Origin of the sequence: Quadrisphaera sp. INWT6 (assembly GCF_015390235.1) — a bacterium.
Taxonomy (GTDB): Bacteria; Actinomycetota; Actinomycetes; order Actinomycetales; family Quadrisphaeraceae; genus Quadrisphaera.
In genome coordinates, this window is the sequence record NZ_VUOH01000003.1 from 482815 (window position 1) to 504196 (window position 21382).

Annotated in this window: 16 protein-coding genes, 3 pseudogenes and 1 riboswitch; of the genes and pseudogenes, 10 read left to right on the forward strand and 9 right to left on the reverse strand. The window is 74.8% G+C overall.

The window, feature by feature from the left end; all coding sequences use genetic code 11:
- Positions 1 to 2: 2 nt before the first annotated feature.
- On the reverse strand, positions 3 to 1049 hold the full coding sequence (locus tag F1641_RS23245; protein WP_309225584.1) for an ATP-binding cassette domain-containing protein: 1047 nt from the start codon (positions 1047 to 1049) through the stop codon (positions 3 to 5).
- 6 nt (positions 1050 to 1055) lie between these two features.
- On the reverse strand, positions 1056 to 2033 hold the full coding sequence (locus F1641_RS12080; RefSeq protein ID WP_194905774.1) for a MetQ/NlpA family ABC transporter substrate-binding protein: 978 nt from the start codon (positions 2031 to 2033) through the stop codon (positions 1056 to 1058).
- A 149-nt stretch (positions 2034 to 2182) separates the two neighbouring features.
- A riboswitch (SAM riboswitch) is annotated at positions 2183 to 2292 on the reverse strand.
- A gap of 217 nt (positions 2293 to 2509) precedes the next feature.
- Here F1641_RS12080 and F1641_RS12085 point away from each other — a divergent pair.
- Positions 2510 to 4867, forward strand: a complete 2358-nt coding sequence (locus F1641_RS12085) for a SpoIIE family protein phosphatase (protein ID WP_194905776.1) — start codon at positions 2510 to 2512, stop codon at positions 4865 to 4867.
- A gap of 24 nt (positions 4868 to 4891) precedes the next feature.
- Here the strand turns inward: F1641_RS12085 and cls are convergent, their stop codons facing one another.
- From cls to F1641_RS12105, 4 genes are read right to left on the reverse strand one after another with little or no spacing between them, the layout of a single operon-like run.
- Positions 4892 to 6391: a cardiolipin synthase gene (cls, locus tag F1641_RS12090; RefSeq protein WP_206691055.1), complete on the reverse strand. Its 1500-nt coding sequence runs from the start codon at positions 6389 to 6391 to the stop codon at positions 4892 to 4894.
- 5 nt (positions 6392 to 6396) lie between these two features.
- The gene (locus F1641_RS23250; RefSeq protein ID WP_194905779.1) at positions 6397 to 6720 is read right to left on the reverse strand and encodes a putative quinol monooxygenase; all 324 of its coding nucleotides are present in this window, start codon (positions 6718 to 6720) and stop codon (positions 6397 to 6399) included.
- The gene (locus F1641_RS12100) at positions 6717 to 7763 is read right to left on the reverse strand and encodes an alcohol dehydrogenase catalytic domain-containing protein (RefSeq protein ID WP_194906016.1); all 1047 of its coding nucleotides are present in this window, start codon (positions 7761 to 7763) and stop codon (positions 6717 to 6719) included. The genes F1641_RS23250 and F1641_RS12100 overlap by 4 nt, the downstream gene beginning before the upstream one ends.
- A gap of 55 nt (positions 7764 to 7818) precedes the next feature.
- On the reverse strand, positions 7819 to 8214 hold the full coding sequence (locus tag F1641_RS12105; protein ID WP_194905781.1) for a rhodanese-like domain-containing protein: 396 nt from the start codon (positions 8212 to 8214) through the stop codon (positions 7819 to 7821).
- A gap of 153 nt (positions 8215 to 8367) precedes the next feature.
- Here F1641_RS12105 and F1641_RS12110 point away from each other — a divergent pair, with 153 nt between their 5' ends.
- The 6 genes and pseudogenes from F1641_RS12110 (at position 8368) to fgd (ending at position 16153) form a co-directional block, all read left to right on the forward strand.
- Entirely contained in the window at positions 8368 to 9459 is a 1092-nt protein-coding gene (locus F1641_RS12110) for a LacI family DNA-binding transcriptional regulator (RefSeq protein WP_206691057.1), read from the forward strand.
- A gap of 102 nt (positions 9460 to 9561) precedes the next feature.
- Entirely contained in the window at positions 9562 to 10935 is a 1374-nt protein-coding gene (locus tag F1641_RS12115; RefSeq protein WP_206691058.1) for an ABC transporter substrate-binding protein, read from the forward strand.
- The gene (locus tag F1641_RS12120; RefSeq protein ID WP_219729546.1) at positions 10932 to 11876 is read left to right on the forward strand and encodes a carbohydrate ABC transporter permease; all 945 of its coding nucleotides are present in this window, start codon (positions 10932 to 10934) and stop codon (positions 11874 to 11876) included. The genes F1641_RS12115 and F1641_RS12120 overlap by 4 nt, the downstream gene beginning before the upstream one ends.
- Positions 11877 to 11929: 53 nt before the next feature.
- Positions 11930 to 12815: pseudogene (locus tag F1641_RS12125) on the forward strand (carbohydrate ABC transporter permease).
- Positions 12812 to 15048: pseudogene (locus F1641_RS23875) on the forward strand (beta-galactosidase). The pseudogenes F1641_RS12125 and F1641_RS23875 overlap by 4 nt, the downstream one beginning before the upstream one ends.
- A gap of 81 nt (positions 15049 to 15129) precedes the next feature.
- A pseudogene (gene fgd, locus F1641_RS21560) lies at positions 15130 to 16153 on the forward strand (glucose-6-phosphate dehydrogenase (coenzyme-F420)).
- On the opposite strand, the gene F1641_RS12140 reads toward fgd, so the two are convergent.
- Positions 16116 to 16832, reverse strand: coding sequence for a hypothetical protein (locus tag F1641_RS12140; protein WP_194905783.1), 717 nt, complete (start codon positions 16830 to 16832; stop codon positions 16116 to 16118). The pseudogene fgd and the gene F1641_RS12140 sit on opposite strands and share 38 nt — an antisense overlap.
- A gap of 177 nt (positions 16833 to 17009) precedes the next feature.
- Positions 17010 to 17216, reverse strand: a complete 207-nt coding sequence (locus tag F1641_RS12145) for a hypothetical protein (RefSeq protein ID WP_194905784.1) — start codon at positions 17214 to 17216, stop codon at positions 17010 to 17012.
- A 115-nt stretch (positions 17217 to 17331) separates the two neighbouring features.
- Between F1641_RS12145 and F1641_RS12150 the strand changes: the two genes are divergently transcribed.
- Genes F1641_RS12150 through F1641_RS12160 form a run of 3 tightly spaced genes read left to right on the forward strand, consistent with a single transcriptional unit; the run spans position 17332 to position 20797 of the window.
- Positions 17332 to 18537: a hypothetical protein gene (locus F1641_RS12150; protein ID WP_194905787.1), complete on the forward strand. Its 1206-nt coding sequence runs from the start codon at positions 17332 to 17334 to the stop codon at positions 18535 to 18537.
- A gap of 9 nt (positions 18538 to 18546) precedes the next feature.
- On the forward strand, positions 18547 to 20556 hold the full coding sequence (locus F1641_RS12155; protein ID WP_194905789.1) for a primary-amine oxidase: 2010 nt from the start codon (positions 18547 to 18549) through the stop codon (positions 20554 to 20556).
- A gap of 37 nt (positions 20557 to 20593) precedes the next feature.
- Positions 20594 to 20797, forward strand: coding sequence for a hypothetical protein (locus tag F1641_RS12160; protein WP_194905791.1), 204 nt, complete (start codon positions 20594 to 20596; stop codon positions 20795 to 20797).
- A gap of 23 nt (positions 20798 to 20820) precedes the next feature.
- On the opposite strand, the gene F1641_RS12165 is transcribed toward F1641_RS12160, so the two are convergent.
- Complete coding sequence (locus F1641_RS12165; protein ID WP_194905793.1) at positions 20821 to 21363, reverse strand: DinB family protein; 543 nt, start codon at positions 21361 to 21363, stop codon at positions 20821 to 20823.
- Between the last annotated feature and the right edge of the window lie 19 nt (positions 21364 to 21382).

A 21382-nucleotide genomic window follows, 5' to 3' on the forward strand; every position in this document is an offset into this window, starting at 1 on the left:
CGTCACTCCTCCTCCTCGACGACCACGCCCTGGTCGCGCAGCGCCCCCAGCGCGCGTCGCACGGCGGCGTCGTCACCGGTCAGCTCGTAGGTGAGCGACCCGGCCCGCCGCTCCCTGATCTCCCCGACGCCCCCGAACACGAGCTCGGCACCGGTGCCGGCGTCGCGGAACGCGGCGTCGACGGTCTGCTGCAGGCGCGGCCGGTCGGTCACCCGCACGGTCACGAGGCGGCCGGGGTGGTGCTCCCGCAGGCGCGCGAGGGCCTCCGGCGAGGGCCGGTCGTGCGTGGCGCTGCGCACGAAGCGCTGCGCGGCGGCGGTCTGCGGCGCGGTGAAGACGTCGTAGACGTCACCCAGCTCGACCACGCGCCCGCCCTCCATGACGGCCACCCGGTCGGCGACCCGCCGCACGGCCTCCATCTCGTGGGTGATGAGCATGACCGTGACCCCCAGCTCGGTGTTGACGCGCTTGAGCAGGGTCAGCACCTCCTCGGTGGTCTCCGGGTCGAGGGCGCTGGTGGCCTCGTCGGCCAGGAGCAGCGGGGGGCTGGTGGCGAGCGCGCGGGCGATGCCCACGCGCTGCTTCTGCCCGCCGGAGAGCTGCTCGGGGTGGGCGTGGGCGCGGTCGAGCAGGCCGACGAAGTCGAGCAGCTCGGCGGTGCGCCGGTCGCGCTCGGCGCGCCCGACCCCGGCCACCTTCAGCGGGTACGCCACGTTGCCGGCGACGGTGCGCGAGCTCAGCAGGTTGAACTGCTGGAAGATCATGCCGATGCCGGCGCGGGCGGCGCGCAGCTCCTTCTCGCCCAGGCGCGTGACGTCCTGGCCGGCCACGCGGACCGTGCCGGACGTGGGCAGCTCCAGGGCGTTGACGAGCCGCACCAGCGTCGACTTGCCGGCCCCGGAGTAGCCGATGACCGCCAGCACCTCGCCGCGGCGCACCGAGAGGGTGACGTCGTCGACGGCGGTGACGGCGGCCCCCGAGCCGCGCTGGAACCGCTTGGTGACGCCCTCGAGCTCGACGAGGGCGTCACCGGTCACGGGCTGTGCCACCCGCCGTCAGCCGGCGGCCCGGGCAGCCGCGGCGTCCTGCTCGACCTTCGCGAGGTCGGCCTGGAGCTCGCTGGCCGGGCGGTCCACCACGACGGCGCTGGCGTAGTCCTGCGTGAACACGGCCTGGACGGCCGGGTCGTGCCAGAGCTCGGCCAGGGCGAGGTACGTCGGGTCGGCGACGTCGGCCTCCTTCGCGGCGAAGATGTTCACGTACGGCGCCGCGGCCGGGGAGGCCGGGTCGTCGGCGACGATGATGTCGTCCTGCGACAGCTTCGCGGCGGTGGCGTAGTTGTTGTTGACCACGGCGGCGGCGGCCGATCCGGACTGCAGCGCCCCGGCGGTCTGGTCGGCGGAGACCGGGGTCACCTGGACCTTCGACGAGGTGATGTCGTCGACGGAGGAGAAGGCCGTGCCGCCGCCCTCGAGCTGCACCAGGCCGGCCGACTGCAGCAGCAGCAGCGCGCGCGCCTCGTTGATGGCGTCGTTGGGGATCGCCACGACGGCGTCGGCGGGCAGCGACGCGACGTCCTGGACGGTCGTCGCGTACAGCGGCAGCGGGTAGACGGCCGTGGCCCCGATCGGCTGGATGTCGTCGTCGGCGGTGGTGTTGTAGTTGGCGAGGTACTGGATGTGCTGGAACTGGTTGAGGTCGACCTCGCCCTGGCTCAGCGCCGGGTTCGGCAGGCTGTAGTCGGAGAAGTTGACCAGCTCGACGTCGACGCCGAGCTGGCTCTTCGCGAGCTCGGTGTACGTCTTCCAGTAGGGCAGGGCGCTGTCGGAGACGCCGATCTTCACGCTGGAGCGGTACTGCCCCGACGCGGCCGGGCTGGCGCCGGAGGCGGCGGGGGTGCCGCCGTCACCGCGGGAGCTGGAGAACCAGATGCCGCCCCCGACGAGCAGGACGAGGACGACGGCGGCCGCGACGACGGCGGCGACGGGCGACCGCTTCGGCTTGTCGGGCAGGACGGGACCGGACGTGGACATGGCTCTCCTCAGGACGGGCGTCGGGCGTGCGAGGGGGTGCGGACCGCGCGGGGCAGGACGGGTCAGGCCCCGGGCGGCGGCCGGGCGCCCTCGCGGGCGCGCCGGGGCCGGCCGAGGGCCTGGTGGTGCTCGTCACGGGTGCTCCTGGCGGTCTGCGCTTGCCGGGCTGGTCGACCGGCCGGGTCGTCACCTGGAGCACCCCGCCGCAGAGGAGGGTTGCTGGACAGCGAGCCAGGGCTTCGCGCTGCCACTCATGACCTTCGGCTCCGACGCTACGGACGGCGCCGCAGGAGCGTCAAACCGCACCGGGGTTCGTGACCGACCTGTGACCGGCCAGCGCGGGGTCCCCGGGGCACCGACAGGCGTACGGGTGATCGACCGTCCTGGCGCGCACGACTATCCTGGGTGCGTGACTGTGCTGGCCCTGACCACCGCGCTGGACCTGGTGGCGGTGCGCCCTGGGCGCTGACGCGGGGGTGCGTCCCCCCTCGTCGCCCCTGGGCGTGGTGGCCGTGGGGCCGGACTCCCCCGCGGCCGTGCTCATGGTGGACCTCCGGTCGCGCACCGTCCTGTACGCCAACGACACCGCGCGGCAGATGGCCCCCGGCCTGGGCCTGCCCGTCAGCATCGACGACTGGGCCGGCGCGGCCGACCTGCGCGACCTCGACGGACAGCCCCTGGAGGAGACCTCCCACCCGCTGTCGCGGGTCGCGCGCTTCGAGCCGGTCGCGGGCCAGGGGGTCTCGGCCGAGAGGCCCAGCGACCTCGGCCCGCGCCGCGAGCCGCTGTGGGTGGTGGGGCTGCCGCTCGACGCCGCGCCCAACCTGCGCGGCCACGCCCTGGTCGTGTTCCTGCCCGTGCGGGAGCGCGAGGAGCTGGGCGAGCGCGCCGAGCACGCCCACGACGACGTGCGCCGCGCCGAGTCCCGGCGCTCCGACGACGACCGCGCCGCGGGCGACCCGGGTGCCGACCACGTCCCGGCGGCCCGCGACGCGGGAGCCGTCCGGGAGGCGGCGGTGCTCGCGACGGGGCTGTCGTTCACGGTCGGCGACGCCGTCGACCCGGAGCGGCCCCTGGTGTGGGTCAACCCCGCGTTCACCGCGGTCACGGGGTACTCCTTCGAGGAGTCCGTGGGCCGCAACTGCCGCTTCCTGCAGGGGCCCGGCACCGACCCCGCCGTCCCGGCGCGCATGAAGCGCGCCCTGGCGGCGGGCGAGCCGTGCGCGGAGACGCTGCTGAACTACCGCGCCGACGGCACCGCGTTCTGGAACCACGTCGTCCTGAGCCCGATCCTCGACGCCGACGGCGCGGTCACGCACTACGTCGGCATCCAGTCCGACGTGTCGGGGCAGGTCGCCGCCGACGCCGAGCGCGAGCGGGCGATGGCGCAGGCGCAGGAGGCGCGCCGCGCCGCCGAGGCCGCCCACACCCGGCTGCAGCTGCTGGCGGAGGTCAGCCGCCAGCTGTCGGAGACCGTCGACCCGGAGCTGGCGCTCGACCGCCTGGCCCGCATCGTGGTGCCCGAGCTGGGCGACTTCGCCGTGCTGGCGTTCGTCCGCGACGACGCCACCGTGCCGCTGGTGCGCCCCGACAGCCCGGTCGCCGACCAGGTCGTCGGCGCCGCGCGGGCGCGCGCCCCGCGGCACGGCCTGCACGACGTGTCCTGGTGGCACCGCGACCCGGCGCTGCTCCCCGCCCTGGAGCAGCACGCCAGGTACCGCCTGCGGCAGCTGAGCTCCGACGGCCGCGAGGCGCTGCTGTCGCTCCTCGGGCCCGCGGGCCGCGTGGTCTCCGGGTCGGAGGGGTCCGACGGCGCCGGTCGCGCCCCCGACGACCTCGTCCCCGAGGGCGCCGACCCGGCCGAGCTGCTCGAGCAGGTCCTGGGCCTGTTCGACCCGGGGCCGGCCCGCGACGCGCTGGTGCAGCTCGCCCCCACGTCGCTGGCGACCTTCGCCCTGCGCAGCCGGGGGCGCACCCTCGGGCTGCTGACGATCGGCACGTCCTCCGGCCGCGCCCCGCTCGACGCCGACGACCTCGCCCTGGGCGCCGACATCGCCGCCCGCGCCGGGCTCGCCCTGGACCGCTCGCGCCTGTTCCGCCAGCAGCGGGACCTCGCCGAGGGCCTGCAGCGGTCGCTGCTCAGCCTCAGCACCGCCGCCGCGCCCGCCCACCTCGACGTCGCCGTGCGGTACGTGGCCGCGGCCGAGGCGGCGCAGGTCGGCGGTGACTTCTACGACGTCTTCAGCCAGCCCGGCGGCGCCGGGGTGGTGGTCATCGGCGACGTCATGGGCCACGACACCCAGGCCGCCGCGGCGATGGCCCAGCTGCGCTCGATCGTGCGCACCCTCGGGGTGGTCGGCGACGACGGGCCCGCCCGCATGCTCACCCGCGCCGACGAGGTCACCCGCGCCCTCGGCGTCGACACCACCGCCACCGCCACCGTGGTGCGCCTGTGCGAGGCCGACGACGGCGCCGACCTGGTGCTGGAGTGGTCGAACGCCGGCCACCCGCCGCCGCTGGTGCTGCACGACGACGGCCGCGTGGAGACCCTCAGCGCGGAGCAGACCGACCTGCTGCTGGGCATCGACCCCAGCACGCACCGGCAGCTGCAGACGACCGCGCTGCCCGACGGCGCGACGCTCCTGCTCTACACCGACGGGCTCGTGGAGCGCCGCGACCAGCCGCTGCCGGTGGGCATCGCGCGCCTGCAGGAGGTGGCGGCGGCCGCGCGCTGCGGCGCCGACCTGGAGGGCCTGCTCGAGGTGCTGCTGACCGAGATGCTCCCGCCGCTGCTGTCCGACGACGCCGCCCTCGTCGCCGTCCGGCGCCGCTGAGCCGCTCTGGCCGGCCGGCGCACCTCAGACGAGGGCGCTGGCCAGCCGGGCGAGGCCGTCGGCGGTGCGCGCCGGCAGGCTCCGCCGCCCCCACTCCCCCGCCGTGAGCTCGCGGCTGCGGGAGCGGTAGAGGTCCTCCACGCCGCGCAGCTGCCGCACGAAGCCCGCCCCGCGGACCAGGACGACCACCTCGAGGTTCAGCTCGAAGGAGCGCATGTCGAGGTTGGAGGAGCCGATCACGGCCACCTCGTCGTCGACGCTGAGCGTCTTGGCGTGCAGCACGCACGGCGCCGGGTAGAGCCAGATGCGCACCCCTGAGCGCAGCAGCGCGTCGTAGTAGGAGCGCTGGGCGTGGTGCACCAGGGCCTGGTCACCGCGCTCGGACACGAACAGCTCGACCTGCAGCCCCCGCTCGGCGGCGCTGCGCATGGCGAGCAGCAGCGACTCGTCGGGCACGAAGTAGGGGCTGACCACCACCGCCCGCTCCTGCGCGGCGTGCAGGAGCGAGACGAACAGCCGCAGGTTGTTCTCCTGCTCGAAGCCCGGCCCGCTCGGGACCACCTGCGCCTGGAGCTCGTCGTCGGCCGGGGGCGCCGGCGCGACGTCCGTCCGCAGGCGGTCGTCGAGGAGCTCCCCGGTCTCGCTGTACCAGTCGGCCACGAAGACGGCGTCGAGCGCGGTGACCACGGGACCCTCGAACCGCGCCATGACGTCGACCCAGCGGCGCCCCTTGCGGCGGTTGCTCCGCTTGCCGTACGCCGGGTCGACCACGTTCTGGCTGCCCGAGAAGGCCACGGCGCCGTCGACCACGAGGATCTTGCGGTGGTTGCGCAGGTCGACGCGCAGCAGCTCGCGCGAGGTGGGCCACACCGGGAGCATCCGGCGCCAGAGCACGCCCGCGGCGTCGAGGCGACGCACCATCGCGCGGTAGCCCTTCACGCGCAGGCTGGCGAGGTGGTCGAACAGCACGCGGACCACGACGCCCCGTGCCGCCGCCCGCTCGAGGGCCGCGAAGAACGGCTCCGTGGTCTCGTCGAGCGCCAGGATGTAGAACTCGGCGTGCACCGAGTGCTGGGCCGCCTCGACCTCGGCGGTCATGGCCCACAGCGAGCCGACGTAGTCCTCGAGGAGGTCGGCGCGGTTGCCGGAGAGCACGGGCATCGCCCCGAGCCGGCGGTTCATCGTGTGGATGGACCGCAGCACCGGCAGCTGCTCGTGCTCGGGCGTCAGGTGCACCGGGCGGTGCTCGGTGGTGCGCTCGAGCACGCGCTCGTTGAAGCGCTGCTGCTTCTCGCGCCGGGCCCGGGGGAGCTTGGGGCTGCCGATGACGAGGAAGGCGACCAGTCCGAGGTAGGGGATGAGGACGACGGCCAGCACCCAGCCGAGCGCGGCCGAGGGGCGCCGGTCGTTGGCGATGACCGCGGCGACCACCAGGCCTCCGAGCACGCCCACGGCGACGACGCCCCAGACCGCCCACTCCGGCCAGCTGTCGGGCAGGACGCTGTCGAGCGGCAGCCACTCCACGCCGGTCAGTCGTCCATCTGGAGCTCTCCGAGGCGGGACCACTCGGTGCCCTCGACCTGGAAGTTGATGATCTTCGGGCGCTCGGCGACCTTCGAGCCCAGGGTCGCCATCGCGGTGCGGAAGTGCTCGCCGGTCACGTGCGCCTCGGCGGCGCCGTCCTGGAACGCCTCCAGGAGCACGTACTCCGTCGGGTCGTCCACGGAGCGCGACCAGTCGAAGAACAGGTTGCCCGGCTCCGCGCGGGTGGCGGCGGTGAAGTCGGCGACCTCCTCCAGCCAGGTGTCCGCGTGCTCCGGGCGGATGCGCCACTTGACGGCGATGAAGATCACTGGGGGCCTCCGGTCTCTCGAGGGTCCGACCCGCGACGGGGGTCGACCTGCACCTTCGGCCCTGGGCCCGCCCCTGGCAACCGCTGGCCGGTGAGGACGGCGGCGACGTCGTCGAGGCCGACGACCGCGGCGACGAGCGGGCGGGGGTCGACGATGCCGCGCGCGTAGGCCTCGACCACGTCGGCGAGGGCCGGTGAGGCCGAGAGGACCCCGACGGCGGTGACGTCGCCGAGCACCAGCGCCCGGGTGTCGACGGTGCTGGGCGAGGCGGCGATGCCGATGCAGACCAGCCGCCCGCCGGGCTCCAGCAGCTCCAGCGCCCGGGCCGGGGTCCCCGCGCCGGTGGCGCAGTCGACGACGGCGTCGAAGGGCGCGTGGGGCAGGGTCTGCTCGGTCCAGGTGCGCTCCAGCCCGAGGGTGCGCGCGAAGGCGAGCGAGGCCTCCTCCACCCCCAGCAGGTGGACCTCGGCGCCGGCCGCCCGCAGGAACAGGGCGGTGAGCAGGCCGATCGTGCCGGGACCGACCACCAGGGCGCGGTCCCCCGGACCGGCGGCGGCGGCGCGGGCGGCCCGCAGCGCGTTGCCGCCGGGCTCCACCAGGGCGCCCAGGGCGGGGTCGACGGCGTCGGGCAGGGCGTGCAGCGAGGAGGCCGGCACCGCGAGCCGCTCGGCCAGCGCCCCGTGGCGGCCGCCGCGGATGCCGACCTCCTGGCGGTCCTCGCACAGGTGCTGGCGCCCGCGGCGGCACCTGCGGCAGGCCCCGCACCCGAGCATCGTGTCGCCGGTGGTGCGCCGCCCCCGCCAGGAGGCGTCGACGCCGTCGCCGACCTCGACGACGGTGCCGCACCACTCGTGCCCGAGGCGCACGGGGTAGCTGGCGTGCCCGCTGCGCAGGTAGGTCATCTCCCCGGTCGCGAACTCCAGGTCGGTGCCGCACACGCCGACCCGCTCGACCTCGACGACCACCTCGCCGGGACCGGCCACGGGCACGGGCACGCGCTGCACCCCTCCCCCGCCGGGGCCGGTGAGCACGTGGGCGCGCATCGTCGCCGGCCGTCCGTCCGCTGCGTCCACGCTCCCCACGGTGCCAGGCACCCCCTCAGCGCCGGACGTCGGGCGGGGCGGTGCTCGTGGGCAGCCCCGCCTCCAGCCACGCCCGCACCCCGCCGACGACGTCCGTGGCGCGGTGCAGGCCGACGGCGCGCAGCGACGCGGCGGCGAGGCTGGAGCTGAACCCGTGGCGGCACAGCACCACGACCTGCAGGTCGGGGCCGGTGGCCTCGGGGATGCGCCACGGGCACGCCGGGTCGAGCCGCCACTCCAGGACGGTCCTGTCGATGACGAGGACGCCGGGCAGGTCGCCCTGCTCGCGGCGCTGCTCGTCGGTCCGGGTGTCGACGAGCAGCGCACCGCGGGCGCCGGCCGCGTGCGCCTCGCGCGGCGTGAGGCGGACCACGCCCTCCCGCGCGGCGGCCAGGACCTCAGCTGCTCCCACGCGGCCAGTCTCCCGGGCGGGCCCGGGTCCGGCCCGGTGGGCGGTGACGGGCTGTGGCGGACCAGTTCCGGCGAGTTCCTTGACTGCGCAGTCACGATCGACCTACGTTGCTCCGCGTCCGCCCATGACAGCGCAGTCACGAAGGGGTGTGCCGTGATCAGTCCTGACTCCGCCGCGCCCGCGCGCACCCCGGCTCGCGCCGTCGTCATGGTCGACGTGGCCCGCGAGGCCGGGGTCAGCCAGAAGACCGTCTCGCGGGTGGTCAACGGCTCCGACCAGGTGCGGCCCGAGGTCCGCGACCGCGTTCTGGCCGTGATCGACTCCCTGGGCTACCGCCGCAACAGCGCGGCGCGCGCCCTGGCGGCGGGGCGCACGCACCTGATCGGCATCGTGGCGATGGGCACCCCGCTCTTCGGCATCGCCGAGCACGTGGTCGGCGCCGAGCGCGCCGCCCGCGAGCGCGGCTACGGCACCGTGGTGGTCTCGCTGAGCGAGGCCGGAGACGCCGCCGAGGTGGGTCCCGCGCTGGACCGGGCGCTGGCGCTCGGCGCCGAGGGGCTGGTGCTGGTGGAGCCGTTCCGGCGCGACCCCGCGCTGCTGGCCCCGTGGGCCGACGTGCCGATCGTCTCCCCGCGCCACGACGAGGGGCCGGACGCCGACACCTCTCCCCTGCACAGCCACGTCACCGTGGACGAGGAGCACATCGGCCGCCTGGCCACCGAGCACCTGCTCGCCCTGGGCCACCGCAGCGTCGCCCACCTCGCGGGCCCGCTGGCGTGGCAGCCGGCCGAGCTGCGCGAGCAGGGCTGGCGCGCCGCCCTCGCCGAGGGCGGCGGCGAGGCCGTCGGTCCGGTGCGCGGTGACTGGTCCGCGCGCAGCGGCTACCGCGCCGCCCAGGAGCTGCTCCGCCGGGGCGAGGTGTTCACCGCCCTGTTCGCCGCCAACGACTCGATGGCCGTCGGGGCGGTGCGCGCCCTGGTCGAGGCCGGGGTCCGGGTCCCCCAGGACGTGGCCGTGGTCGGCGTCGACGACCTGCCCGAGTCGGAGTTCCAGGTGGTCCCGCTCACCAGCGTGAAGCAGGACTTCGCCGCGCTGACCCACCGCTCCGTCGAGCACCTCGTCGGCTCCCTCGAGGGCGAGCCCCCCGCCGACCGCGCCGAGGTGGTCCTGGCGCGGCTCGTGGTGCGCGCCAGCTCCGGCGCCCCGCTCGGCCCTCCCGGCGCCACCTCGGGAGCCTCCCCCTAGTCCCCCGGCGCCGGCCCCGCGCCGGCACCGGCCAGCACCACCCCGCACGACCAGCCAGACCGGACCCGTCACACCAGCGAACACCAGGACGAAGGAGTTCCCTTGTTCGAGATCCCCAGCACGCCCCTGTCCCGCCGCGCCGCGCTGGCCGGCCTCTTCGGCGTCTCGGCCTTCGGGCTCGCCGCCTGCGCGGGCAGCAACACCGGTGGCGGCAACGGCGCCAGCGCCGAGCCGGTGTCGGCCGACGACTTCACCAAGGCCATGGACACCGACACCGAGCTGACCTTCTGGACCTGGGTGCCCGACATCCAGAACGAGGTCGACCTGTTCCAGGCGAAGTACCCCAAGATCAAGGTCAAGGTCGTCAACGCCGGCCAGGGCCTGGACCAGTACACGGCGCTGCGCACGGCGCTGAAGGCCGGCAAGGGCGCGCCCGACGTCTGCCAGATCGAGTACCAGTACATCTCGTCCTTCCTCATCGGGAAGAACCTGCTCGACCTGTCCGGCATGAACGGCTACGGCGACCTGTCCAGCGCGTACCCCGAGTGGGTCTGGTCGCAGGTGACCCGCGACAGCGCCGTCTACGCCGTCCCGCAGGACACCGGCCCCATGGGCATGCTCTACCGCGACGACCTGCTCCAGGCCGCCGGCGTGCAGGCCCCCACCACCTGGGACGAGTTCGCCACCGCGGCGCAGACCTACCGCAGCGCCAACCCGAGCAGCTACCTCACCGACCTGCCCCCGAACCAGGCCGGGCAGATGATCGGCTTCATGTGGGCCAACGGCGCCAAGCCGTTCGCCTACGACGGCGACAAGACCATCACCATCGACCTCACCGGCACCGAGGCCACGCAGGTCGTGGAGTTCTGGCAGGGCCTGGTGCAGAAGGACCTGGTCGCCGTCGACCCGGACTTCACCGACCAGTGGTACCAGGGCCTCTCGGCGGGCACCTACGCCTCGTGGCTCACCGCCGCCTGGGGCCCGGTGTTCCTCCAGGGCACCGCCAAGAACACCTCCGGGAGCTGGCGCGCCGCGCAGCTGCCGCAGTTCACCGCCGGCGGCACCGCCACCGGCAACTGGGGCGGCTCCACCGACGCCGTCATCTCCACCTCGCCGAACCCGGTGGCCGCCGCCGAGCTGGCGCGCTTCATCAACGTCGAGAAGGAGCCGGCCATGAAGCTGGCGACCGAGCAGTTCCTCTTCCCGCCGCTGAACTCGGTGCTGGAGGACTCCGCCTTCGTCGACCAGACGCCGGAGTTCTACGGCGGCCAGAAGGTCAACGAGGTCTTCGTCGAGGCGTCCAAGAACGTCAACACCGACTTCGAGTGGCTGCCGTTCATGGACACCGTCTACTCCAGCTACACCGACATCATGGGCCCGGCCATCACCGGCCGCGGCGACATGGTCTCGGCGCTCGCCGCCTGGGAGAGCAAGCTCAAGGAGTTCGGGTCGTCGCAGGGCTTCACGGTCAAGTGACCTCCTCGACCAGCACCGCTGCGGCACCGGCGAGCTCGCCGGTGCCGCGGCGGCGCGGCGCCTCCCCGGCGCTGCGCCGCCAGCACCGCGCCGCGTACCTGCTCGTGGCGCCCTTCATGGTGGTCTTCGCCGCCATGCTCGTGGTGCCGCTGGTGTACGCGGCCTACCTCTCCCTGTACCGGGAGCAGCTCATCGGCGGCGTGTCGTTCGTCGGCCTGCAGAACTACGTCGACGCCCTGTCCGACCCGGCGTTCGCCGCCGGCCTCGTGCGGGTCGGGATCTTCCTGGTCGTCCAGGTGCCGGTCATGCTCGGCGTGGCGCTCCTGGTCGCGCTGCTGCTCGACTCCGGGACCCTGTACCTGCAGCGCTTCATCCGCCTGGCCGTCTTCCTGCCCTACGCCGTGCCCGGCGTGGTGGCCACCCTCATGTGGGGCTACCTCTACGGCCCCGACTTCGGCCCCTTCGCGCAGGTCGCGACCGCGCTGTCGCTGCCGAAGCCGCCCTTCCTGTCGAGCTGGATGCTCGGCTCGATCATGAACATCGTCACGTGGTCGTTCGTCGGCTACAACATGATCATCATGTTCGCGGCGCTGCGCGGCATCCCGACGGAGCTCTACGAGGCGGCCCGCGTGGACGGCGCCAGCGAGCTGCGCATCGCGTGGTCGGTCAAGATCCCCGCCATCCGCAGCGCGATCCTGCTGACGCTGATCTTCTCGGTCATCGGCAGCTTCCAGCTGTTCAACGAGCCGCAGCTGCTCCGCACGCTGGCGCCCTCGGTCATCGACACCGCCTACACGCCCAACCTGTACGCCTACAACCTCGCGTTCACCAACCAGAACGTGAACTACTCGGCGGCCGTCGCCTTCCTGCTGGCGCTGGTCATCGCCGTCCTGTCGTACGTGGTGCAGCTGTCGGCCCAGCGGAAGGAGCGCCGCTCGTGAGCGCCGCGACGAGCCCCACCACCGGCAGCGCACCCACCGGCGCCGTCGCCGCCCTGGAGGGGACCGGCGGCGCGGGCCGCCGCCGGCGCACCGCCAGCGACCGCCGCAGCCCGCTGCTGACCGTGCTGGTGATCCTCGTGCTGCCGTACTTCCTGCTGCCGCTCTACTGGCTGGTGGTCGCCTCCACCAAGGACAACGGCCAGCTGTTCTCGACGTTCGGCCTCTGGTTCGACCAGATCAACATCGTCAGCAACCTGCAGCAGGTCTTCACCGCCCAGGGCGGCATCTTCTGGACCTGGATCGGCAACACGGTGCTGTACTCGCTGGTCTCCGCGGTGGGCGCGGCCCTTCCTGGCCACCGCCGCCGGGTACGCCTTCGCCAAGTACAGCTTCCCGGCGGGCACCGCGCTGTTCTCGGTGGTGCTCGGCTCGATCATGGTGCCGACGACGGCGCTGGCCATCCCGACGTACCTGCTCTTCGCCGGCGTCAACCTCACCGACACCCGGTGGTCGGTGATCCTGCCCAGCCTGGTCAGCCCGTTCGGCGTCTACCTCATGCGCGTGTACGCGGCCGACGCCGTCGACACCCAGCTGCTCGAGGCCGCCCGCGTCGACGGCGCCGGTGAGCTGCGCATCTTCTTCTCGGTGGCGCTGCGGCTGCTCGCCCCCGGCTTCATCACGGTGCTGCTCTTCACGCTGGTCGCGACCTGGAACAACTACTTCCTGCCGCTGATCATGCTGAGCACCCCGGAGAAGTACCCGCTCACCGTCGGCCTGGCGCAGTGGCAGTCGGCCGCCGCCGCCGGCTCCGGCGGGCAGGTGCTGTTCTCCAGCGTCATCACCGGCTCGCTCGTCTCGATCGTGCCGCTCGTCATCGCCTTCCTCTACCTGCAGAAGTACTGGCAGGCGGGGCTGGCCACCGGAGGGGTCAAGGGATGAGCCTGTTCGACCGGCGGCACCACCAGAAGGGCCTGCCTCCGCGGGTGCTCTTCGGCGCCGCCTACTACCCCGAGTACACGCCGTCGCCCCGGGTGAAGACCGACCTCGACCTCATGGTCGACGCCGGCATGACCGTGGTGCGCGTGGGCGAGTCGGTGTGGTCGACGTGGGAGCCCTCCGACGGGGTGTTCGACCTCGACTGGCTCGAGGAGGCCCTGGGCGGCTGCCACGAGCGCGGCATCTCCGTCATCCTCGGCACGCCGACGTACGCCGTCCCGATGTGGCTGGCGCGCAAGCACCCCGAGCTGGCGCTCGACCCGGGCACCGGCACCCCGATGCGCTGGGGCAGCCGCCAGGAGGTCGACTTCACCGCCCCCGCGTTCCGCTTCCACGCGAGCGCGTGGTCCGGAGGGTCGTGGAGCGCTACGCGGCCCACCCGGCCGTCATCGGCTACCAGGTCGACAACGAGCCGGGCCTGCACCTCATCCACAACCCCGGCACGTTCGAGGCGTTCGTCGACCACCTGCGGGGCCGCTACGGCACCGTCGAGGCGCTCAACGAGGCGTGGGGCCTGACGTACTGGTCGCACCGGCTCTCGCGGTGGGCCGACCTGTGGACGCCGCACGGCAACGCGCAGCCCCAGTACGACCTCGCCTGGCGCGAGTTCCAGACGCTGTGCACCTCCGACCTCATCTCCTGGCAGGCCGGGGTCGTGCGGGAGGTGGCCGCCGCGGCCGGCCGCGACGACCAGTTCGTCATGACGTGCGTGTCGTACACCCGCCCCGCCGTCGACGAGCTGGGCGTCGGCGCCGACCTGGACGTCGCCGCCGGCAACCCCTACTACGCGATGCAGGACGCGCTCGCCCTGCCGGCGCCCGACCCGCTGCCTCAGCAGTACTGGACGTCGACGGGCACCTGGACGCTGGTGCACACCGCCGACCGGATGTTCGCCTCCCAGCAGGCGCCCTTCCTCATCACCGAGACCAACGCCGCCGCCATCGGCGGGGCCGCGGTGAACTTCCCCGCGTGGGACGGCCAGTGGCGCCAGGCGGCGTGGGCCTTCGTGGCCCGCGGCGCGCGGATGGTCGAGTACTGGCACTGGCACACGCTGCACGCCGGCACCGAGACCTACTGGGGCGGTGTGCTGCCCCACGACCAGCAGCCGGGGCGGGTCTACGAGCAGCTGGCGCAGCTGGGCGCCGAGCTGGGCGCCGCGGGCGCGACCGCGGCGGGCCTGCACCCGGACGCCCAGGTGGGGCTCCTCTACTCCGTGCCCAGCAAGTGGGGCCTGTCGTTCCAGCCGCACACCGCGTCGGCGGACGACGGCAACCGGCCCTACCCCGTGGTCGAGGGCACCTACGACGGGCTCGTCGCCACCTGGGCCCGGGGCGCGTTCGACGCCTCGCTGGCCACCCGCCTCGTGCACGACCGCCAGCTGGTGCTCGGCGGCGCCGGTGGCAGCGGCGCCTCCCCCGAGGAGGTGGCCGCCGAGCTGCCGGTGCTGCTCGTGCCGGGCCTCTACGTGGCCTCCGACGAGCTGCTCGACTGGCTCGACGCGTACGCCACCGCTGGCGGCCACCTGGTGCTCGGCATCCGCTCCGCGTACGCCGACGAGCTGGCCCGCGCCCGCCTCGAGGTGAAGCCGGGCCGCCTGGCCGAGGCCGCGGGGGCCAGCTACCAGGAGTTCTCCAACCTCGACGCGCCGCTCCCGCTCGTGCCGCGCGCGGCGGCTCGCGGCGGTGCCGGTCTCCCGGCGCTGGACCTGCCGGACGGAGCGCAGGCGCGCACGTGGGTCGACGGCCTGCGCGCCGACGGCGGGGCCGAGGAGCTCCTCGGCTACGACCACCCGCACTTCGGGCGGTTCCCGGCGGTCACGACGGCCGCGCGCGGCGCGGGCCGGGTCACCCTCGTCGGCACCGAGCCCGACGCGGCGACGGCGGCGGCGCTCGTGAGCTGGGCGGTGGACGCCTCGGCGTCGAGCGCGGCCGGCACGTCCGCGGCGCAGCGGCGCTGGGACGGCCCCGCGTCGGTGACCGTCAGCTCCGGCACGGCCCACGACGGCGCGCGCGTGCACGTCGTCCACAACTGGTCGTGGACCCCGGCGTCGGTCGTGGTGCCGGTGGCGGCGAGCGACCTGCTGGCCGGCGGCGCCGCGGCCGGCGGCTGGTCGGCCGGCGAGCGGCTGGACCTCGGCGCGTGGGACGTGCGGGTGCTCGTGGAGCGCTCCGCCTGACGGCGGCACGACGACTGGACGACGGCGGGCGTGGCCCGGCACTGCCTCGCGGTGCCGGGCGACGCCCACCACGATGGGTCCATGAGCACGTCCAGCAGCGCCCGCCGTGAGCTCAAGATCGGGTACAAGGCCTCCGCGGAGCAGTTCGACCCCGCCCAGCTGGCCGACTACGCCGTCCAGGCCGAGGAGTCCGGCCTGGACTCGGTGTGGATCTCCGACCACTTCCAGCCCTGGCGCCACGAAGGCGGCCACGCCCCCTCGGCCCTGACCTGGCTGGGCTGGGCCGCGGCCAAGACCACCCGCGTGCAGCTGGGCACCTCGGTGCTCACCCCCACCCTGCGCTACAACCCCGCCGTCATCGCCCAGGCCTTCGCCACCCTGGGCTGCCTGGCACCGGGGGCGCGTCATCCTCGGCGTGGGCACCGGGGAGGCCCTCAACGAGCACGCCGTCGGGGCGGACTTCCCCCAGACCCGGGAGCGCTTCGCACGCCTGCGCGAGGCGGTCCGCCTGATCCGCCAGCTGTGGAAGGAGGACCGGGTCACCTTCGAGGGGGAGTACTACCGCCTGCACGACGCGACGGTCTACGACAAGCCGCAGGTGCCGGTGCAGGTGTTCATCGCCGCCGGCGGGCCGGGGGTGACCAAGTACGCCGGGCGCGCAGGCGACGGGTACATCTGCACCTCCGGGAAGGGCATGGACCTCTACCAGGACACCCTGCTGCCCTCCCTGCGCGAGGGGCTGGAGGCCTCCGGGCGCACCGAGGCCGACATCGAGCGGACCATCGAGGTCAAGCTGTCCTACGACCGCGACCACGACCGCGCCCTGGAGAACACGAGGTTCTGGGCGCCGCTGTCGCTGTCGGCGGAGCAGAAGGCCCAGGTGCACGACCCGGTGGAGATGGGGCGCCTGGCTGATGAGCTGCCGATCGAGCAGGTGGCCAAGCGGTGGATCGTGGCTGATGACCCGGCGCAGGTGGCCCAGGCGGTGGCGGGCTACGTGGAGGCCGGGTTCGACCACCTGGTCTTCCACGGTCCGGGGCAGGACCAGACGCGGTTCCTGACGCAGTTCACCGAGGACGTCGTCCCCCTGCTGCGCACCCGCTGACCGGTCGGCTCAGCCGAGGCGGTCCGGGGCCACCCGCTGGTGCACCGGCCAGGCCGAGGGGCCGTGGAGCACCCAGCGGGCCGTCGCCTCGCCGTCGAGGAGCACCACGCCGCGCTCCTCGGCGGTGACGGTCGCGCTGTTGGTGAAGCCCCCGGTGGTGAGCAGCACGGCCGGTGGCGAGCGGGTCGCCCTCCACGCGCTCCGCCAGGGCGCGCACGGCGGGGGCGGCCACGAAGCCGTCACCGCTGGCCCGGCAGCCGACCACCAGGGACGTCGAGCCCCGGCTCGCGCGGACGTGGACGAGCTCGTCGCCGCCCTCACCGGGCTCCACGTGCGCGTCCTCCCAGCCGTCGCGGCGCAGGTCGCGGCTCACCTCGAGGACCAGCTGCTGCACGGGCAGGGGCGCGAGCCGCGAGCGCTCGGCGGTGACGGCCTCGCGGTCCTCCTCCTGCCGCCGCCCGGCGTCGCCGCCGACGGCGTCGGTCCCGGTGGGCAGCAGGTGGACGACGCCGAGGCCGGCCAGCCCCAGCAGGAGCGCGAGCACCACCCAGTGCCACCAGCCGAGCCAGTGCCAGGCGTCGTGCACCACGGGCAGGGTCAGCAGGGGGGCCAGGAGCAGCGCGCCGGTGCCGGCGACCAGCCACCACGTGGTCCGACCCTCACCCTGACCGCTGCTCATGTCCTGCTCCTCCGGTGCTCGAGCCCCCACGGCTCCGACGTCGGTCCTCGACGCTCCCAGGTGACCGGGTGCGGCCCGCCGCGACACGCCGGTGATCACGACCCCCCGAAAGGGTGACGCACCCGGACGGAGGGGACGAGGAGGCCACCCCCCGTCACCCGTGAGGCGGCGCGATGATCACCCGTCCAGGTCCACCGGACGGTCGGCCTCGGCGGTGCAGCGGCTGGCCTCGCGCTCACCGCGGGCGCGCAGGGCGCGCTCGGCCTCGTCGGGAGCCGTCCCGCGCCGGCGCAGCTCGCGCAGGTGCGCCAGCTCAACGTCCACCCCGGTCAGCACCGCGCGCAGGCGGTGGGACGCGTCGTCGTCGACGGGCAGGCTGCTCACCGCGCCAGGATGCGGTGGGCGACGCCGCGCGACCAGGCCCGCCGGGTGAACAGCGGGTGGCCCGCCGGGGGCGCTCGGCAGAGCGCCCGGCGGCGCGGCGGGCCAGGCTGTGTCCGTGACGGCTCCCCACGGCGCTGCCGGCCCCCACCCCCTGCACGCCCTCCGGTCCGGCCGCCCGCGCCGCGCGCCCGCCCCGGGCGGCTCCCCCGCCCGCGGGCTCGACGCCCTGCTCGCCGACCTCGACACCGGCGCGGTGCCCGTCCCGACGGGGCGGGTGCCCGGCACCGCCGTCCGGGAGGGGTTCAGCTGGGCGGCCCACGACGCCGACGACGCCCGCTGGTACCCGCAGGGGGTGGCCTGCCTGCGGGGCGGCGCGGTGCTGCTGGTCGGCTGGTACGAGAAGCCCGCCGGCCTCCTCGGCCGGTCGAGCAGCTCGGGCAGCTCGAGCCGCTCCGGCCGGCGCTGGCTGCCGCGCTCCCGGGTGAGCGTCGTCGACAGGTCCGACCCCACCCGCCCCCGCTACCGGCACGTCGAGCTGGTGGTGCCGCACCGGCGTCCCCTGGCGTGGGTCCGGGCGCTCGGGCCGGTGCCGGTGCACGCCGGGGGGCTCGCCGTCGTCGACCGCGCCGAGGGCGGTCCCCTGCTCCTGGTGGCCGACACCCTCGCGGGGCTGCGCACCTTCGCCCTCGACGACCTGGCGCCCGGGCCCGACGGCTGGGTGCTCCCCCAGCGCGCCTCGCTGCGCGCCCCGCTGCTGCGGGGCGCGCTCGCCGACCTCCGGGCCCGGCGCCGGCCCAACCCGCTGCGCTTCTCCTTCGTCGGCGCTGCGGCCGGGGGACGCGGCGGTGGGGGCGGCGGTGCGGGCGGCGGTGGGAGCGACCCGGAGCTGGTGGTCGGGGAGTACCGGCGAGCCGGTGACCGCAGGCCCGACGGACCGCCGCGGCTGCTGCGCTACCGCCTCGACCCGAGGACCGGCCTGCCGGCGGCTGCTCCCGGCGCGCGCGGGGGCGAGCCGCTGGAGGTCCACGTCGGGCAGCCGCCGCGGATGCAGGGCGCTGCCCTGCTGCCCTCCGGCGGCGGCGGGGACGAGGACGGGGTCACCTGGGTCCTGTCCGCGAGCGCGGGGCACGAGCGCTGCGGCGACCTGCACGTCGGGAGCCCCGGGGCCTGGACCACGCACCGAGGGGCGCTGCCCCCGGGGTGCGAGGACCTCGACCCGGAGGACCCGGGCGACCCGGCCTCGCACCTGTGGGGCGCCAGCGAGCACCCGGGGCGGCGGTGGGTCTACCGGGTCGAGGTCCCCGTCGGCGGGAGGTCCTAGGGTGCGCGCGTGAGCACACCGACCTCGCCCAGCCACCCGCTCGTGCCGCTCAGCGCCGCGGAGCTGACCCGCAGCCGCGAGCTCCTCGCCGCCGCCGGCCACCTGGCCGAGACCGTGCGCTTCGCCTCCGTCGCCCTGGCCGAGCCGCCCAAGGCCGAGCTCTTGGCGTGGCGCGAGGGCGACCCGGTGCCCCGCCGCACCCGGTCGGTCCTGTGGGACCGCGCGGACAACCGCACGCACGTCGCCGTCGTCGACCTCGCCGCCGACGGCGGGGCCGGCGCGGTGCTCGAGTGGCGCCACCTGCCCGACGAGGTCCCCAACTTCACCCTCGACGAGTGGCACGAGGCCGAGGAGGCGCTCAAGGCGCACCCCCGCGTGCAGGAGGCCCTCGCGGCCCGCGGCATCACCGACCTCGACCTGGTGCTGCTCGACACCTGGACCTACGGGCGCGAGGTGATGCCCGAGCAGTGGCGCGACCGGCGCCTCGGCTGGGCCGACGTGTGGCGCCGCGAGACCCCCACCGGCTCCCCGTACGCCCACCCCGTCAGCGGGCTGAAGTTCGTGCTCGACATGAACACCTTCGAGCTGCTCGAGGTCCACGAGGACGACGACGCCGCGCGCCGGGCCGTCGGCGCCGTCGACGCCTCGCCCACCGTGGTCGGCGAGTACGAGGCCGACCTGCTGCCCGCCGTGCTGCCGGGCTTCACCGTGCGCGAGCCGCTGGCCCGGCTCGACATCACCCAGCCCGACGGGCCGGGGTTCTCCGTGGTCGACGGGCTGCTCACGTGGGACCGGTGGCAGGTGCGCCTCGGCTTCACCCCGCGCGAGGGCCTGGTGCTGCACCAGCTCGACTGGGTGGACGGCGACCAGCGCCGCACGGTCGGCCACCGCCTGTCCTTCGCCGAGATGGTCGTCCCCTACCGCGACCCGTCGTTCGACCACTACCGCCGCACCGCCTACGACATCGGCGAGTGGGGCCTGGGGTACATGACGACGTCGCTGGAGCTGGGGTGCGACTGCCTGGGCGAGATCCGCTACCTCGACGCCGTCCTCACCGACTCCCGCGGCGAGCCGTACACGACCACGAACGCCATCTGCCTCCACGAGGAGGACGACGGCGTGCTGTGGAAGCACGTCGACGCCAACGGCCGGGCCGCCGTGCGCCGCGCCCGCGTCATGGTGATCTCGTTCCACGCGACGGTGGCCAACTACGAGTACCTCGTCTACTGGCGCCTGCACCAGGACGGCGCCGTCAGCTGCGAGGTGCGCGCCACCGGGATCATGGTGACCACGCCGCTGCCCCCGGGCGAGGCCACCCCGGCCACGGGCGTGCTGGTCGACGAGCGCACCTACGCGCCCATCCACCAGCACTTCATCGTCGCGAGGCTCGACCTCGACGTCGACGCGCAGCCCGGGCAGCCGCCGACCAACACGGTGGTGGAGGTCGACTCCGTGGCCGAGCCGATCGGCTCCGGCAACCCCTACGGCCTGGCCGTCACCACGCGGACCACGCCGGTGCGCTCCGAGGCCGAGGCGGGCCGCTCCACGAACGCCGCGACGGCGCGCACGTGGAAGGTCACCAACCCCGAGCGCCGCAACGCCCACGGCGCCCCGGTGGCCTACGCGCTGCACACCCCGTCGGCGGTCCCGGCGCTGTTCGACCCGGAGGCGCCGCAGTTCCGGCGCGCACCGGTCATGGGGCACCCGGTGTGGGTGACCCGTCACCACGACGACGAGCTCTGGCCCGCCGGCGACAACCCCACCCAGTCGGCCGAGGACACCGGCATGACCCGGTGGACCGCCGACGACGAGCCGTTGGAGGGCACCGACGTGGTGCTGTGGCACGTCTTCGGGATCCACCACGTGCCGCGCCCGGAGGACTGGCCCGTCATGCCGTGCGACCCGGTCGGGTTCTCCCTCACGCCGTCGGGCTTCTTCGACAGGAACCCCACCCTCGACGTCGCCCCGCCGCGCTCGGGTGGTCATCCGGGTGAGCACGGGGGCCACTGCCACTCCTGACCCTCAAGGTCGCTGGGCCGTGCGCCGATGACAGCGCATGGCCCAGCAGATCGTGGTGAAGAACCGCCAGCAGATGGCGGCCGAGACCGAGGACGCGCTGCGCGACGCCGCGCACGCCGGCGCCCTCGACCCCCAGGGGACCGGTGCGACGCACTTCAGCCGCCGCACCGGCTACCACCTGCACACCGTCGGCTTCGACTCCGAGGGGCACCCGCAGACCTGGGTCTTCACCAAGGGCTGAGGTCGGCCCGCCACCCTCCGTCGTCAGCGGCGGCGCAGCACCCCAGCGGCGTAGGCGGCCTGCCCGGCGTGCTGCAGGTCGTCACCGAGGACGCTGGTCAGGCGCACCCCGAGCGTGACCGGCGGGTCCCAGTCGGTGTCGACGACGCGGTCGAGGTCCTCCGGCGACAGCCCGGCGAGGTAGGCGCTGGTGCGCTCGTGGACGGCGTCGAGGTAGCCGCGCAGGAGGTCCGCGGGCGCCCTGACGGCGAGCACCTGGTCCTCGTCGAAGCCGTAGCCGATCTCGCCGTCGTCGAGCGGCAGGTCGAACCGCCGCGCCCAGACCCCACCGCCACCGGCCGCTCCTGACGGGCCCGACCGGCCTGACGTCCACACCTGCTCGCTCCCGGCGACGTGCGCGACGTGGTCGTCCTGCACGCGCGCCAGGTGCCAGACGAGCCACGCGACGGTGTTGGCGCCGGGCTCCAGCGGGGTGGCCAGCTGGTCGTCGGTGAGACCGTCCAGCGCCTGCGCGACGACGTCGCGCACCTGGTCGAGCCCGTCCTGCAGCACCTCGGTCGCGTCCACGCCGCTCCCCTACCCGCCG